The organism is Methylobacterium sp. 391_Methyba4, assembly GCF_029691625.1.
GTDB classification, from domain to species: Bacteria; Pseudomonadota; Alphaproteobacteria; order Rhizobiales; family Beijerinckiaceae; genus Methylobacterium; species Methylobacterium fujisawaense.
The window spans coordinates 4,909,484-4,923,339 of record NZ_CP121475.1; the positions used below are offsets into that span (position 1 = coordinate 4,909,484).

Here is a 13,856-nt window from a genome sequence, read left to right on the forward strand (position 1 = left end):
ACCCCCTAGATTCAATGGGACAGGAACAGCGGCACGGGGCTGTTCCGCAGGAGCGAGCGGGTGACCCCGCCCAGGAAGAACTCCCGCTTGGGGGAATGCCGGTAGGCTCCCATCACGACCAGGTCGGCGCGGAACAGGCCGGCCTGGCTGCGCAGGGTCTCGGCGATGCCGTCCCCCTTCGGCAGGTCGTTGACGACGACGTTCACGCCGTGCCGCGCGAGGTGGGGCGCGAACTCGGCCCCGGGGACGGCCTCGTGGATCTCCGCGTCGTCGCAGACCGAGACGACCTCGATCGCTTCGGCGGCGCGCAGGAACGGCAGGGCATCGTTGGCGGCCCGCGCCGCCTGCGCGCTGCCGTCCCAGGCGACGATGATCCGCCGTGCGGCGAAGGCGTCGCGGCCCGGCGGCACCGCGATGACCGGCCGCCCGCTCTCGAAGAGCGCCCGCTCGATGGTCTCGCGATCGAGGTCGAACCGTCGCGGTCCCGCGTCCAGGACCGTGAGGTCGTGCAGGCGCGCCTGCGTGGCCAGCCGGGTCACGACGTCCGGGTAGGTCAGCCCCGGCGCCTCCGTCGTGCAGACAACGCCGACCTGGGCCGCATCGCCGGCCGCACGCTCCGCGATGGAGCGCGCCAGCGCGTCGAGACGGCGGTCCACGAGGGCCTCGCCCACGTAGTCGAACTCGCCGAGCCACGCGTCGTCGCCCGTGAGGCGCCAGGAGGCCGACTGCACGGTGAGGTGCGCATTGGCCGCCTTGGCCAGCGTCAGCCCGTAGCCGATCGCCGCGATGGGGGGATCGAACTCGCCCTCCACGGTCGTGCCGACGAGGACGTCGCGGATGCCCGCGAGTGGGGAGCGGGAGGGGCTGGACATGGAGCGTCTCCGATTCGTGCCGGCCCCATGGTTCGTCCCGTCGCGGCTGGGCAGCCTTGATCCACCTCAAGCGGCCCACGATGCGGAGTGTTCAATTTCGCACATTCGCCCGACGGGATCGTCTATATTCGACCAACAACACTGCCATAAGGCTGTTCACTGATTCCAAAATGCAGTAATTTTTGGTTGTCATGGCGCAACCGATTGGAAGTTCGGGACGGATGCGTTTTCATCGTCGCGGCCCGCAGGACCTCTCCGGGTGCAAGCGATGACGAACCCCGTCGACGCGCCCGGCCACCCTCGCGACGATGCCACCGCTCAGACCGGCGACGACCTGCGGTTGACGCTCGACGAGGTGGGCATCTGCATCTGGTCGCTGGACATCGTGACCGGTCGCGCCACGGTGTCGCCGACCTGTGCCCGCCTGTTCGGCGTCCCGGCCGAACGATTGACCACCTTCGCCGCCTCACAGGCCCTCGTGCATCCGGAGGACCGTCCAGCCCGCGCGGAGGCCATCGAGAGAGCCGTGCGGGAGGGGGGCAGCTACGAGGTCGATTACCGCGTCCTGCGCCCCGACGGGCATGTCTGCTGGCTGCGCTCGCGCGGCCGGGTGCAACTCGACCCGGAACGCAGCCCCTTCCGGCTCCGCGGGGTCGTGCTCAATATCGACGAGCAGAAGCGGGCCGAGGTCGACCTGCGGGCCCGCGAGGCTCACCTGCGCTCGATCCTCGACACCGTGCCGGAGGCCATGGTCGTCATCGACGAGGCAGGCCGGATCCATTGGTTCAGCGCGGCGGCCGAGCGTCTCTTCGGCTACGCGGCCGACGAGGCGGTCGGGCGGAACGTCCGCATCCTGATGCCGGAGCCGATGCGGAGCGAGCACGACGCCTACCTCGACCGCTACCGGCGGACCGGCGAGCGCCGCATCATCGGCACCAACAGGGTCGTGACCGGCCTGAGGCGGGACGGCTCCACCTTCCCGATGGAGCTGGCCATCGGCGAGATGCGCGCGGGCGAGCAGGTCTTCTTCACCGGGTTCATCAACGACCTGACCGAGCAACGCCGCACGCAGGCCCGTCTCGAGGAACTCCAGGCGGAGCTGGTCCACATGTCCCGCCTCAGCGAGATGGGCGAGATGGCTTCGACGCTGGCCCACGAGTTGAACCAGCCGCTCGGGGCCATCAGCAACTATACCAAGGGCTGCAAGCGCCTTCTGGCGCATCCCAGTCCCGAGAACGTCGCCAAGACGGTGGAGGTGCTCGATAAGGCCGCGGAGCAGGCCTTGCGGGCGGGACAAATCATCCGGCGCCTGCGCGAGTTCGTCACCCGCGGCGAGACCGAGAAGCGGGTCGAGCCCGTCGCGAGCCTGATCGAGGAGGCCAGCACGCTGGCCCTGGTCGGGGCCCGGGAGCAAGGCGTTGTCGCGCGCGTGCACGTGGATCCGAGGGTCACGTCCGTCCTGGCCGACCGCGTTCAGGTTCAGCAGGTCCTGATCAACCTGATGCGCAACGCCCGCGAGGCCATGCAGCAGGGGCACCGGCGCGAATTGCGCGTCGAGGCCTGCCCCGCGGGAACGGACCACGTCGAGATTGCCGTCGTGGACACCGGGCCGGGCATCTCGGACGCGGTGGCGGACCGGCTGTTCCAACCCTTTGTCACCACCAAGGCGAGCGGGATGGGCGTCGGGCTCTCGATCTGCCGCACCATCGTCGAGGCTCATGGCGGCCGCCTATGGGTCGAGCGCAACGAGGCCGGCGGGGCAACCTTCCGGCTGACGCTGCCGGCCGCGCACGATGGAGACCTCGGTCATGCCAGCTAGCCTTGTGCACGTGGTCGACGACGACCCGGCCATGCGGGACTCGGTCGGCTTCCTGCTCGGCACCGAAGGCTTCGAGGTGCGGCTCTACGAGACTGCGACCGACTTTCTCCAACGGCTCGTCGAGCCGGCAGCGGGCTGCGTCCTGACCGATATCCGCATGCCCGGTCTCAACGGCCTGGAGTTGCTCCGCCGCCTGCGGGCATCCGGCCACAAGCTTCCGGTTATCATGATGACCGGGCACGGGGACGTCCCGCTCGCGGTGGAGGCGATGAAGCTCGGCGCCTGCGACTTCATCGAGAAGCCGTTCGACGACGAGACCCTCCTGCAGGCGCTGCGCTCCGCCCTGGAACGCAACGGCGCGGCCGAGGCGGTGGATCCGACGCTGCGGGAGTTCGTCCGGCGGGTCGGCACCCTGAGCGAGCGCGAGCGGCAGGTCCTCGACCAGCTGGTCGCCGGCGGCACCAGCAAGGAGATCGGCCGCACGCTCGACATCAGTCCGCGCACCGTCGAGATCTACCGGGCGAAGCTTATGGCCAAGACGCAGGCCGGCACCCTGCAGGAGCTGGTGCGCTGGGCGGTGCTGGCGGGCCTGGCCTGAGCCGGCCTTGAGGCAGGTCAAGGCCGGGATCCGGATCGCGCCCCATCCTGGCGGTCCCGAACCCGGACCGGCACCCCGCCGACGAACCTGCCGATCCAGCCGCCGATCCAGCCGCCGATACACCTCATGCCTGCCCTGACCGACCTCATCTACGTGGTGGACGACGACGCGGCCGTCCTCCACTCCACCCGCTTCCTCCTGGAAAGCGAGGGCCTCCGGGTCGAGACCTTCGCGGACGGACCGGAACTGCTGGCCGCCTTCCCGGGGCCGAGCCCGGCCTTCGTCCTCCTCGACCACATCCTGCCGGGGCTCGACGGCCTGGAAGTCTGCGCCAGGCTCCACGACCTCGATGCCCGCGTGCCCGTGGTCCTGATCACCGGACACCCCGACCCCGCCATCCGCGCCCGGGCCCGCGCCGCCGGGATCCCGCTGGTCGACAAGCCCCTCGCCTTCGACGCGCTCCTCGGACTCCTCGCCCCGGACGTCGCCCGAGACACCGCCCGAGACGCCGCCCCAGCGCCACGCCCCGCGCCCCTCCACCAGCCGGCCTGACCACACCCGGCGGAAACCAGACCGGCAAACCGGCGCGCGCCGGCGTGCCCGAGGCCGAGCCACTCTGGCCGAGGCGAGCGTGGCGTCCGCATGCGGCGGCGGACGATCCGAAGGGCTCTGAACGCTCCGTCACAGCGTACGGCCAAGCAAAAGGACCGGACCACGTCGCCCTTGTCTCCACGGCCCGACGATTTGCCAAGCTTATTCATGAACATTGTGGCGAAACCTACACAAAGATCTTGAGCTGGATCAATGTATCGCCGCACCAATACGGAGACCCTGAAAATCGGGAAGGCGGCAGGCCGTCTGCCGCTCGCGCTCCGGACGCCCGCTCGGTCCGGCCGCCGGGGCCCCTTCGTCAGGGGGAAGCCGATGAGAACCATCGAGAACCGAACCGAGGACATGATCCCGAACGCGCTCAACATCCTCCTCGGGATCACGCTCGTCCTCGCACCCTGGTATCTGGAGTTGAGCTACGATTCCGCCGCCGCACGCAACGCCTTTCTCAGCGGCGGCGCCATCACCGTCGTCGCGTTGCTGGCACTCGGCCGGACCTACGATTGGGAAGAGTACCTCAACCTCGCCCTCGGCCTATGGGCGGCCATGGCGCCGTGGGCACTGGGCTTCGCGGAGACCAGGGGCGCCATGGGGGTGCATGTCGGGGTCGGGCTCGCGGTGGCCGCCCTGGCCGCGTTCGAACTCCGGCGGCTCTACGTGTCGCCCCAGGCGCGCTCGGTCTGAGGCGGGCCGGGCGCCGGAACGGCCGCGGCAGCCCTGCGCCGCGCGCGGCCGCCTCCCTCACGGCATCGTTTCCAGGAGGCTGCCATGCCCCTCGACCCCGTCGCGCTCGCGGCCGCCGCGTCCTTCACGGTCGGCTGCGCGGGCATCCACGCCCTGCGCCGTCATGCCGACGTCCTCACGCTGGTTCTGGGCGTGCTGGCATACGGGCTCGCCACCCTGGTGGGCGCCCTCCTCGCGGGGCGCTCCGGCCTGCCCGGGCTCCCCGACCCGGTTCCCGCCTGGGCATTCGCGACGACCGCGGGCCTCTGAGCCCGACGCGCGGCACTACGTAATTGTCCGTAAGCAAGTTCGCTTAAGACACGAACCGGAATTTCATCGCTCCCCGAGGACGGCCAATCTCGCTCCCACGACGAGGTGAGGAGCGAAGCGATGAGCACCGACTACACCGCACGGACGTCCACGCAGATCCCGGCAGGCCATTCGGCGCCCTTCCCGAGCCTGGACGCGAGCGCCCTGTTCGCGGGCTGCCCCGAGGTGATCGGGACGCCGTTCTCCTACGCCCGCGAGGAGGAAGTCTACGGCGAGGGCGAGGAGGCCGAGTTCGTCTACAAGGTCGTCAGCGGCGCGGTGCGCACGCACAAGGTGCTGAGCGACGGCCGTCGTCAGATCACCGGCTTCCGCCTGCCCGGCGACCTGTTCGGGTTCGAGCAGGGCAAGATCCACCGCCACAGCGCCGAGGCGCTCACCGACACCAAGGTGCTGATCTTCAAACGGCGGCAGGTCGAGCGCGCCGCGACCGACCGGGCCGAGTTCGCCTGCCAGCTCTGGGACATGGCCACGAACGATCTGAGGCACGCCCAGGATCACATGCTGCTGCTCGGGCGCCGCTCGGCGGCGGAGCGCGTGGCAAGCTTCCTCATCGACGTGGACGCACGCCTGGGCGGCACCGGGACCTTCGCCCTTCCGATGACCCGGCGCGACATCGCCGATTTTCTCGGGCTGACCATCGAGACCGTGTCGCGCACCCTTTCGCAGCTGGAGGAGGACGGGGCCCTGCAACGCGTCGGCGGCCGCCAGGTCAGCCTGAGACGGGCCCGGCTCCACCGCATGATCGAGGACTGAGCGCGACGCCGCCCCGGCGGGTCGCGACGGATCGTGCTGCCGCGCCGTCAATGGGCGAGGAACAGCGGAAGGGGGCTGCGGGCCAGGAGCGACTGGGTCACGCCGCCGAAGAACCATTCCTTCAGGCGGGCGTGCCGGTAGGCGCCCATCACCAGCATGTCGGCGCGGAACAGGCCCGCCTGGGTCCTGAGCGTCTCCGCGACGTCGTCGACGACCGGCAGGACGTTCACCGACACGGTCACGCCGTGGCGCGCGAGGTGCGGTGCGAACTCGGCGCCGGCGACCGCGGCCGACAGGTCCTTCTCGCCGACGACGGACACGATCTCGACCGCCTCGGCGGCGCGCAGGAACGGCAGGGCATCGTTCGCCGCCCGCGCGGCCTGGGCGCTGCCGTCCCAGGCGACGACGATCCGACCGGCAGGCCAGGCCGAGCAGCCCGCAGGCACCACGATGAGCGGGCGACCGCTGCCGAACAGGAGTCCGTCGATCAGGTCGCGGTCGAGATCGACCTCCCGCGCCTCCGCGTCCAGGATGGTCAGGTCGGCCAGGCGCGCGCGGGCGGTGAGCCGGGCGATCAGATCCGGGTAGGCCAGCGCGGGCGCCTCGGTCGTACAGGTCACCCCCGCACGGGTGGCATCCCCGGCGGCGCGTTCGGCGACGGCCTGGGCAAGGACGCGCAGGCGCCGGTTCTCGTCCGCGACGAGGCCGTCGACGAACCCCAATCCCGCCCCGCCCACCATGGTGAGACGGCGGGCCGCGGACTGCACGGTGAGGTGGGCGCCCGCCGCGGCGGCGAGCGTGAGGCCATAGCCAAGCGCCGTTCCGGGCTCGTCGCCGCGGCCCTCCTCGGTGACGGCGACCAGGATGTCGCGCAAGGCGGCGAGGGGCGATGAGTACGGGAGGGACATGAGAGCTCCGGGCTGCCGATCGCCCGAGTCTCGACGGGTGCGGCCGCTCGACCTTGATCCAGCTCAACGCCGGACCGTCGGCGACCGCGCCGGATCACCCGATCCGGTCAGGGCTTCTTGCGGAAGCGGGACACGAACCGCTCCACCGCCCGCGCCATCGCTTCGAGCCGCGGCTTCAGCGCCGGGATGTCCTCGCTCAGGAGGGCGAAGCCGAGGGGCAGCATCCAGAGGCCGAGGATCGGCAGGAACGACAGCAAGCCGCCGCCGATCAGGGCGAGCGCCGCCGCCAACCGCGCCGGCCGCCGCGAGGGCTTTCTCAGCCACGTGACCGCATCGCGCAGGCGCCCGGGAAGGCGGCCGGTCAGCCGCTCCACCCGTGCATCCCAATCCGCTGCGGTCGGGTCCGTCGTGATCCTGCTCATGGACGACAGCTTACACGAAGGCGCGCGGGCCGTGGGCGCGGAGGTGCACCGGACCTCATGTCGGACGGCCGTCGCGCCCGGACGGCCGGCGGGCTCCTGCCGCCAGGGTGGCGAGTTGGACGACCAGGAGCGGTGCGAGGCTCACCGAGAGGACGAGCATCCAGCCGTTCCGATCGAGCGGGACGAGGCCCAGCAGGCGGCCGACCGGCGGGAGATAGGCCGGGCCGACGAGCAGCGCCGTGCACAGGAGCAGGGCGGCCCAGACCCAGGGATTCCGGGTGACCTCGTTGCGGAGGAGCGGCGCGCTGGAGGCGCGCATGTTGAACACCTGCCAGAGCTGCGCGAAGGCGAGCGTCAGGAACGTGACGGTCACGACCGAGGCCGGATCGAAGGCGAGCCAGAACGTGGCGGCGGCGCCGGCCGCGAAGGTCGCCGCCGTCATCGCGGCGGCGTGCAGGCCGATCCGTGTCCATTGCGCCCGCCCCAGAATGGGCTCCTTCGGATCCCGCGGCGGTCGCCGGAGGATGTCGTCCCGGCCTTCGCCGAGGGCCAGGGCGAAGGCCGGGAACACGTCGGTCACGACGTTCAGGTAGAGGATCTGCATCGGCAGGATCGGTAGCGGCAGCGTCGACACGACCGCGAGCCCGACGACCATCACCTCGCTCAGGTTGCAGGCCAGCAGATAGGTGACGAACCGGCGGATGTTGTCGAAGATGATCCGCCCCTCGCGGATCGCGCCGACGATGGTCGGGAAGGCATCGTCGAGGAGGATCATGGCGGCGGCCTCGCGCGCCACGTCCGTCCCCCGCCGGCCCATCGCGACGCCGATATCCGCCTGCCTCAGCGCCGGGGCGTCGTTGACGCCGTCGCCGGTCATGGCGACGACCTCGCCCTTCGCCTGGTAGGCGCGGACCAGCGCCAGCTTCTCGGCCGGGCTCACGCGGGCGAAGACCGCGACATCCTCCAGCCCGTCCGGCAGGCCGGCATCGGGGACGCCCTCCGCGATGCGGTCCCCCGGACCGGCGAGACCGACCGCGAGGGCGATGCTCCGGGCGGTTACGGCGTGATCGCCGGTGACCATCACCGCGCGGATGCCCGCGGCGCGGCAGGCCGCCATCGCCGCCGGCACGTCCTCCCGGGCCGGGTCCTCCAACCCGACCAGCCCGAGGAACGTGAGATCCTCGAAGGGCGGGCTTCCCGGGTCCGCGACCGTCCTCTCGGCGCAGGCGATGACCCGCAGGCCCCGTGCCCCCAGATCCTCGACGCGGCGTCGCCACAGGGTGCGGTCGCCCGCGTCGAGGGGACGATCATGCGCGCCGTCACCGGTGCGCCGCGAGGCGGCGAGCACGGCCTCCGGGGCGCCCTTGACCGCTACCCAGAAGCCCGGCCCCGCAGCATGGACGGTGGCCATCATGCGGACGGCCGCCTCGAAGGCGTGCTTTCCCACGAGAGGCCGGTCGCGCCCGAGGGCCGCGCGGTCGAAGCCGGCGGACCGCCCCGCCCGCAGGAGCGCCTGTTCCATCGGGTCGCCGCTGCCGTCTCCGGCGCCCGATCCGAGCGCGGCGTCGTTGCAGAGCACCGCAACGCGGAGCAGGCGTCCGGCTTCGATCGAGGGCCCTCCCTCGGCCAGGTCCCCCTGCCCGGAGGGCACCGACAATTGCCGCACCGTCATCCGGTTCTCGGTGAGCGTCCCCGTCTTGTCGGTCAGGATGACCGTCGTGGCGCCGAGCGTCTCGACGGCCGACAGGCGCTCGATCAGCGCGTTCCTGCGGGCCATCCGCCACATGCCGCGCGCGAGCACCAGGGTCGCGACGATGGGCAGGCCTTCCGGAATGGCCGCGACCGACAGCGCGATGCTGGCCTCGGTCATGAGGCGGAGATCCTTGCCGGTTGCGATGCCGAGGCCGGCCAGGAGAACGGCCACCCCCAGGACCGCCCAGACCATCTGGCCGGACAGGCGGCCCAGGCGCCGTTCCAGGGGCGACCCCTCCGGGTCGGCCTGCGCGACGAGGCGCGACACCGCCCCGAGTTCGGTCGCCGCGCCGGTCGCGACCACGACACCCGCACCGCTCCCGCGGGTGACCAGCGTGCCCCGGAACAGCATCGACGCGCGCTCCGCGAGGCGTGCCTCCGCGGCGACCGGCTGTGCCGACTTGTCCACCGGCACGGATTCCCCCGTGAGGGTCGACTCGTCGGCGCCCAGGTTCGACGCCTCGACCAGCCGGATGTCGGCCGGGACCGCATCGCCGCCCTCGATCAGCACGATGTCGCCCGGGACGAGATCCTCGGCGGGCAGGACCCGGATGTGCCCGTCGCGGCGGACGCGGGCCGAGCGCGTCCCGAGCGACCGCAAGCCCTCGACGGATCGGACCGCCCGCAGCTCGGTGAAGAAGCCGAGGCCGGTATTGATGGCCAGCACCGCGATGACGGCGGCCGCCTCCTGCCAATCCCCGAAGTAGAGCGAGAGCCCGCCGGCCGCGGCGAGCAGGTAGACGACGGGGCTCGCGAGCTGGTGCAGGAGCAGGGACAGCCTGCCGGCCCTCTCGGTCGTGGCGATCACGTTCGCGCCGAACCGCGCGCGCCGTCGCCGGGCCTCCGCATCGGTCAGGCCCGCGGGCAGGGCGGTCTCGAAACGCCCTGGAACCTCCGCGACCGGCAGGGCATGGACGGGTTTCGTCCCCGCCGCCGGGCACCCGGTCGCGGCCGGCGGGCTGGGCCATTCGGGATCCTCGGCCGGATCCCGCTCAAGCATGGCGCAGCCGGTCGAGGCGCGCGGCGTTCGGGCAGAAGTCCGGGTAGGTGCGGGCCGCCGTTCCGGCCCGGAGCTCGCGTTCGCAGCGGCTCCGCGCGCCGCAGGCCCGGCAAGCGGCCTCGAGCGCCCGCATGGTCTCGGGCTCGCTCCGCCGAACGGCTTCGGGGTCGAGCTGCAGGCGTCGCATCAGGCTGACGACGCCCTGGAGTTTCGCGCCGGCTTCCGGCGACAGGCCCGCGGGCGCCGCGGCGTCGGCCTCCATCATCGTCTCCATCATCTCCTGGTCGATGTCCCGGATTTCCTGCGCCGCCTTCAGGAGGCAGCACCATCCGGTCATCGCGGCGGCGACGCCGAATGGATCGAAGGGGTCGGTCTTGTCGGCTGGTGCGGCCATCACAGACTCCTGAAAGTCCCTGCGTGCCCCACCGCGGCGGCGGCGCCCTTGATCCATCTCAAGGCCGATCCGGCGACATCGGCGCACATCTCGGTCGGCGGCGGCCCAGGGCCCGCCACACCCCGGGGACGAGGGGCGATGCGCACCATCGACAACCAGCCGGAAGACGTCTTCCTGGGGGGCTGGAACCTCATGCTGGGGGCGGGCCTGATCCTGGCGCCCTGGTACTTCGGCTTCCGATCCGAGGACATCGCGGCCTGGAACGCCTGGATCACCGGGGCGACGATCCTGGCCTTGGCGGCCCTGACGCTGATGCGCACCCGTGAGGGAGAAGTGTACGCCATCGGGGCGGCCGGTCTCTGGTCCTGCGCGGCCCCCTGGGCGCTGGGCTTCCAGGACGCCGCGGCCTGGGCTCACGTGGGCTTCGGCGTCGCCCTCCTCGTCTCGGCCGGCTCCTGGCTGTGGCGGCTGCGAGACCTGCCCGCCTCCCAGAAATCGGCCCAGAAATCTGCTTGGCAAACCGCGCCGCCCGCGGCCCGCGCGACGCCCAGGGTCAGCGAGGATCGATCCGCATGTCGACCGGGGACCAGGACGCCGTCGCCGCGTTCCTGACGCAGGCCCTGTCGGGCATGGGACAGGTGGAGACCGTAACCACCCACATCTCCCGGCTCTTCCTGGCCGGCAGCCGCGTGTTCAAGCTCAAGCGCGCCGTCCGCTTCCCCTATCTCGACTTCTCGACCCCCGAGCGGCGCCTCGCCGCCTGCGAGGCCGAGGTCGTGCTCAACCGCCGCACGGCACCCGCGCTCTACCTCGGCGCCCGGCGGATCACGCGCGGACCGGACGGGGGCCTGGCCTTCGACGGGACCGGGAGCCTCGTCGACGCCGTGGTCGAGATGCGGCGGTTCCCGGAGGCGGACCTGTTCGACACCCTGGCGTGCGAGGGTCGCCTCGGACCGGACCATATCGCGGACCTTGCCCAGGTCATCGCCGCCTTCCATGCCGGCGCGGAGATTCACCGCGACAAGGGCGGGGCCGCCGCCCTGACGGCGCTCGTCGACTTGAACGCGGCGGCGCTCCGGGCGACGGGGCTCGCCTCGACCGGCGCGGTGGCGACGCTGACGGCGCGGTTCCGGGCGGTTCTGGCGCGGCATGCCCCCCTGCTCGACGCCCGCCGCGCCGCCGGCAAGGTCCGCCGCTGCCACGGCGACCTCACCTTGCGTAACATCTGCCTGTTCGAGGGCAAGCCGACGCCGTTCGACTGCATCGAGTTCAGCGAGACCATCGCGACGACCGACATCCTGTACGACCTCGCCTTCGTCCTCATGGACCTCTGGCACCGGTCGCGCTTCGACCTCGCCAACCTCCTGCTCAATCGCTACCTCGATGGGGCGGACGAGACCGACGGTCTCGGATTGCTGCCGGTCCTGATGGCGCTGCGCGCGGTGATCCGCGCCCACGTCACGGCGGCTCAAGCGGCGGACGGAACCGGCGCGGCCGCCGCCGCCAGGACCGCCGAGGCGCGCGCGTATCTCGCCCTCGGGGAAGACCTGCTGACCGACAGGCCGGCGGGCCTCCTGGCGGTCGGCGGCTTCAGCGGTTCCGGCAAGTCGAGCGTCGCGGCGGCGGCGGCCCCCTGGATCGGCGCGGCCCCGGGCGCCCGGATCCTGTCGAGCGATCGGATCCGCAAGCGCCTGCACGGGGTCGACGCCCTGACGCGGCTCCCGGCGGCGGCTTATGCCCAGACCGTGTCGCGGCGCGTCTACGCGATCCTGCGGCGGGACGCCGGGCGGGTCCTGGCCGCGGGCCATTGCGTCGTCGCCGATGCGGTCTTCGACCGACCGACGGAGCGGGCGCAGATCGAGGCCCTCGCCCGAGACCGGGGGGCCCGGTTCTGCGGCGTCTGGCTGGAGGCCCCGGCCCCATTGCTCGCGCGCCGCATCGACAGCCGCGCCGGCGACCCTTCGGATGCCACCGCGACGGTCCTGGCGGCCCAGGTCGCGCGGGGTCGCGGCGCCCTCGCGTGGCACGAGCTCCGCGCCGATCAGCCCGTGGACGCGTTGCGCGCGACGGTCCTGTCGCTCCTGGGGAGCGCCGGCGTGACGGGCTGGCCGGCGGCCCGGCCACCCGACGGGTCACCGGCGACCCCGACCCCGCCGGATCGGCCGGAGCGGGCAGCGAGCATTCCGACGACGATCGCCATCGCGCAGGGCCCGCCTCCGCACACGCGGTGACGTTGACGCACGTCAAGGCGAGGCCGGGCGCGGAGAGCCATCCTCACCGCGCGCGTGGACGTCGAACCGGGCGATGCCGTTCAAACCGATCGCAAGCAAGGCGGCACGCGACCGGTCGGCCCTCGGTCGCGGCGCCGCGTGCTGCCTCGCCGGGGCGGCCTGGCTCGCCGGCGCTGCCGGCGCGCTGCTCACGAGCCCCGCCGCACCCGACGTCGGCCTACGCCCGGACGGGTTCCAGGACTCGCCCTATCGGGACCTGCGGCTCTTCGGGGCCGCATTCCACGCCATCCGGTCACGGGCGGCCGACATGCGCGGCGACGGTCCGTTGATCGACGCGGCCATCGTCGGGATGCTCGCCGCGCTGGACCGGCATTCACACTACCTCACCGCGGCCGAGTTCCGCCGGCTCGATGAGCAGGATACGGGGAGCTATGCCGGCATCGGCGTGGTCGTCGACGCGGACGGGACGGTGCGGCGCACGCTTCCCGATGCCCCGGCCGCGCGCGCCGGCCTCACGCCCGGGACAATCATCCAGGAGATCGACGGCGTCGCCATCGGGCGCATCGCGCCCGACCAGGTCGCCGACCGCCTGCGCGGAGAGCCGGACTCGGCGGTGCGCGTGCGGGTCGTCCGGCCGGGCGAGCCTGCCCCGGCCGAGATGGTCCTGATCCGGGAGTGGCTGCCGCTGCATCCGGTGCGTCTGAAAGCCCTGGATACCGTCGCCTATCTCGGGCTCGACCACTTCGACGAATTCACGACCGGCCGGCTGCTCAGGGCGGTGGCGAACCTGAAGGCCGGCATCGGCCGTGACAGGCTCACGGGGTTCATCCTGGACCTGCGCGGCAATCCGGGGGGCCTCGTCGTGCAGGCCGTCGCGGTGGCCGGGGCCTTCCTCGGACGGGGCGAAATCGTGCGCCTGGTCGGCCGGGACCCCGGCAGCGTCGAGCGGTTCGCGCTGGACAGGACCGGTGCCGACGTGATCGACGGCCTTCCGCTGGTCGTGCTCGTCGACGGCGGGACCGCGTCCGCGGCCGAGATCGTCGCCGGCGCCCTTCAGGATCACCGGCGCGCGATTCTCATCGGGACGCGCACCTACGGCAAGGGGGCGGTCCAGACCACCTATGCCCACCGCGACGGGCGCGCGCTGCGCCTCACCACGGCCTGGTTCGTCACGCCCGCGGGCCGCCGGGTGGACGGCAACGGCATCGCACCCGACCGCGTGGTGACCCCGGACGGCATGGCGGCCGGGACGCAGGGCCGCCTATCGCCGGAGCCCGGTGCGGGCGGCGGCTCGCTGCAGGACGGCTTCGTCGCGGACGGCCTCATCGATCCGTCGCGGGACCGGCCGCTGACGGCGGCCGTGCAGCATCTGCTGGCCGTCAGCCAGAGCGGCGGCGGCTTGATCCACCGCAACGACCCCAGTCCCAACCGGTGATGTCGTGCCG

The 13,856-nt window shown here is 72.2% G+C and carries 14 protein-coding genes; 9 read left to right on the forward strand and 5 right to left on the reverse strand.

Annotated elements, in window-relative coordinates; translation table 11 throughout:
- Positions 1-11 precede the first annotated feature (11 nt).
- The gene (locus P9K36_RS23145; RefSeq protein ID WP_043388201.1) at positions 12-872 is read right to left on the reverse strand and encodes a universal stress protein; all 861 of its coding nucleotides are present in this window, start codon (positions 870-872) and stop codon (positions 12-14) included.
- Between the two features lie 268 nt (positions 873-1,140).
- Here P9K36_RS23145 and P9K36_RS23150 point away from each other — a divergent pair, with 268 nt between their 5' ends.
- From P9K36_RS23150 to P9K36_RS23175, 6 genes are all read left to right on the forward strand, one after another.
- Complete coding sequence (locus P9K36_RS23150) at positions 1,141-2,691, forward strand: PAS domain-containing sensor histidine kinase (protein WP_081948865.1); 1,551 nt, start codon at positions 1,141-1,143, stop codon at positions 2,689-2,691.
- Entirely contained in the window at positions 2,681-3,289 is a 609-nt protein-coding gene (fixJ, locus tag P9K36_RS23155) for a response regulator FixJ (RefSeq protein WP_043388199.1), read from the forward strand. The genes P9K36_RS23150 and fixJ overlap by 11 nt, the downstream gene beginning before the upstream one ends.
- Positions 3,290-3,415: 126 nt before the next feature.
- A complete protein-coding gene (locus tag P9K36_RS23160) occupies positions 3,416-3,841 on the forward strand; it encodes a response regulator (RefSeq protein ID WP_278306080.1) in 426 nt (141 codons plus the stop codon).
- 372 nt (positions 3,842-4,213) lie between these two features.
- Positions 4,214-4,582, forward strand: coding sequence for an SPW repeat protein (locus tag P9K36_RS23165; RefSeq protein WP_043387222.1), 369 nt, complete (start codon positions 4,214-4,216; stop codon positions 4,580-4,582).
- An 84-nt stretch (positions 4,583-4,666) separates the two neighbouring features.
- Positions 4,667-4,891, forward strand: a complete 225-nt coding sequence (locus tag P9K36_RS23170) for a hypothetical protein (protein WP_043354335.1) — start codon at positions 4,667-4,669, stop codon at positions 4,889-4,891.
- Between the two features lie 120 nt (positions 4,892-5,011).
- Entirely contained in the window at positions 5,012-5,704 is a 693-nt protein-coding gene (locus tag P9K36_RS23175) for a helix-turn-helix domain-containing protein (RefSeq protein WP_043354333.1), read from the forward strand.
- Between the two features lie 47 nt (positions 5,705-5,751).
- Here P9K36_RS23175 and P9K36_RS23180 read toward each other — a convergent pair whose 3' ends face one another.
- The 4 genes from P9K36_RS23180 to P9K36_RS23195 form a co-directional block, all read right to left on the reverse strand.
- A complete protein-coding gene (locus tag P9K36_RS23180) occupies positions 5,752-6,612 on the reverse strand; it encodes a universal stress protein (protein ID WP_043387214.1) in 861 nt (286 codons plus the stop codon).
- A 107-nt stretch (positions 6,613-6,719) separates the two neighbouring features.
- Positions 6,720-7,034: a hypothetical protein gene (locus P9K36_RS23185; RefSeq protein ID WP_043387212.1), complete on the reverse strand. Its 315-nt coding sequence runs from the start codon at positions 7,032-7,034 to the stop codon at positions 6,720-6,722.
- Positions 7,035-7,089: 55 nt separating this feature from the next.
- Entirely contained in the window at positions 7,090-9,786 is a 2,697-nt protein-coding gene (locus P9K36_RS23190) for a cation-transporting P-type ATPase (RefSeq protein ID WP_278306081.1), read from the reverse strand.
- Positions 9,779-10,180, reverse strand: coding sequence for a DUF6455 family protein (locus P9K36_RS23195; RefSeq protein ID WP_043387209.1), 402 nt, complete (start codon positions 10,178-10,180; stop codon positions 9,779-9,781). Before P9K36_RS23195 ends, P9K36_RS23190 begins: the two co-directional genes overlap by 8 nt.
- Positions 10,181-10,318: 138 nt before the next feature.
- Between P9K36_RS23195 and P9K36_RS23200 the strand changes: the two genes are divergently transcribed.
- The 3 genes from P9K36_RS23200 (at position 10,319) to P9K36_RS23210 (ending at position 13,846) form a co-directional block, all read left to right on the forward strand.
- Positions 10,319-10,792, forward strand: a complete 474-nt coding sequence (locus tag P9K36_RS23200) for an SPW repeat protein (protein ID WP_278306082.1) — start codon at positions 10,319-10,321, stop codon at positions 10,790-10,792.
- The gene (locus P9K36_RS23205) at positions 10,753-12,411 is read left to right on the forward strand and encodes an AAA family ATPase (protein WP_081948759.1); all 1,659 of its coding nucleotides are present in this window, start codon (positions 10,753-10,755) and stop codon (positions 12,409-12,411) included. The genes P9K36_RS23200 and P9K36_RS23205 overlap by 40 nt, the downstream gene beginning before the upstream one ends.
- Before the next feature lie 73 nt (positions 12,412-12,484).
- The gene (locus P9K36_RS23210) at positions 12,485-13,846 is read left to right on the forward strand and encodes a S41 family peptidase (protein ID WP_278306083.1); all 1,362 of its coding nucleotides are present in this window, start codon (positions 12,485-12,487) and stop codon (positions 13,844-13,846) included.
- Positions 13,847-13,856: the final 10 nt, after the last annotated feature.

Coding starts and splice junctions, on each gene's coding strand:
- P9K36_RS23180 (WP_043387214.1), bottom strand. CDS start 6,612: ATGTCCCTCCCGTACTCATCGCCCCTCGCCGCCTTGCGCGACATCCTG.
- P9K36_RS23210 (WP_278306083.1), top strand. CDS start 12,485: ATGCCGTTCAAACCGATCGCAAGCAAGGCGGCACGCGACCGGTCGGCC.
- P9K36_RS23150 (WP_081948865.1), top strand. CDS start 1,141: ATGACGAACCCCGTCGACGCGCCCGGCCACCCTCGCGACGATGCCACC.
- P9K36_RS23185 (WP_043387212.1), bottom strand. CDS start 7,034: ATGAGCAGGATCACGACGGACCCGACCGCAGCGGATTGGGATGCACGG.
- P9K36_RS23145 (WP_043388201.1), bottom strand. CDS start 872: ATGTCCAGCCCCTCCCGCTCCCCACTCGCGGGCATCCGCGACGTCCTC.
- P9K36_RS23175 (WP_043354333.1), top strand. CDS start 5,012: ATGAGCACCGACTACACCGCACGGACGTCCACGCAGATCCCGGCAGGC.
- P9K36_RS23200 (WP_278306082.1), top strand. CDS start 10,319: ATGCGCACCATCGACAACCAGCCGGAAGACGTCTTCCTGGGGGGCTGG.
- P9K36_RS23170 (WP_043354335.1), top strand. CDS start 4,667: ATGCCCCTCGACCCCGTCGCGCTCGCGGCCGCCGCGTCCTTCACGGTC.
- P9K36_RS23190 (WP_278306081.1), bottom strand. CDS start 9,786: ATGCTTGAGCGGGATCCGGCCGAGGATCCCGAATGGCCCAGCCCGCCG.
- P9K36_RS23165 (WP_043387222.1), top strand. CDS start 4,214: ATGAGAACCATCGAGAACCGAACCGAGGACATGATCCCGAACGCGCTC.
- fixJ (WP_043388199.1), top strand. CDS start 2,681: ATGCCAGCTAGCCTTGTGCACGTGGTCGACGACGACCCGGCCATGCGG.
- P9K36_RS23205 (WP_081948759.1), top strand. CDS start 10,753: ATGTCGACCGGGGACCAGGACGCCGTCGCCGCGTTCCTGACGCAGGCC.
- P9K36_RS23160 (WP_278306080.1), top strand. CDS start 3,416: ATGCCTGCCCTGACCGACCTCATCTACGTGGTGGACGACGACGCGGCC.
- P9K36_RS23195 (WP_043387209.1), bottom strand. CDS start 10,180: ATGGCCGCACCAGCCGACAAGACCGACCCCTTCGATCCATTCGGCGTC.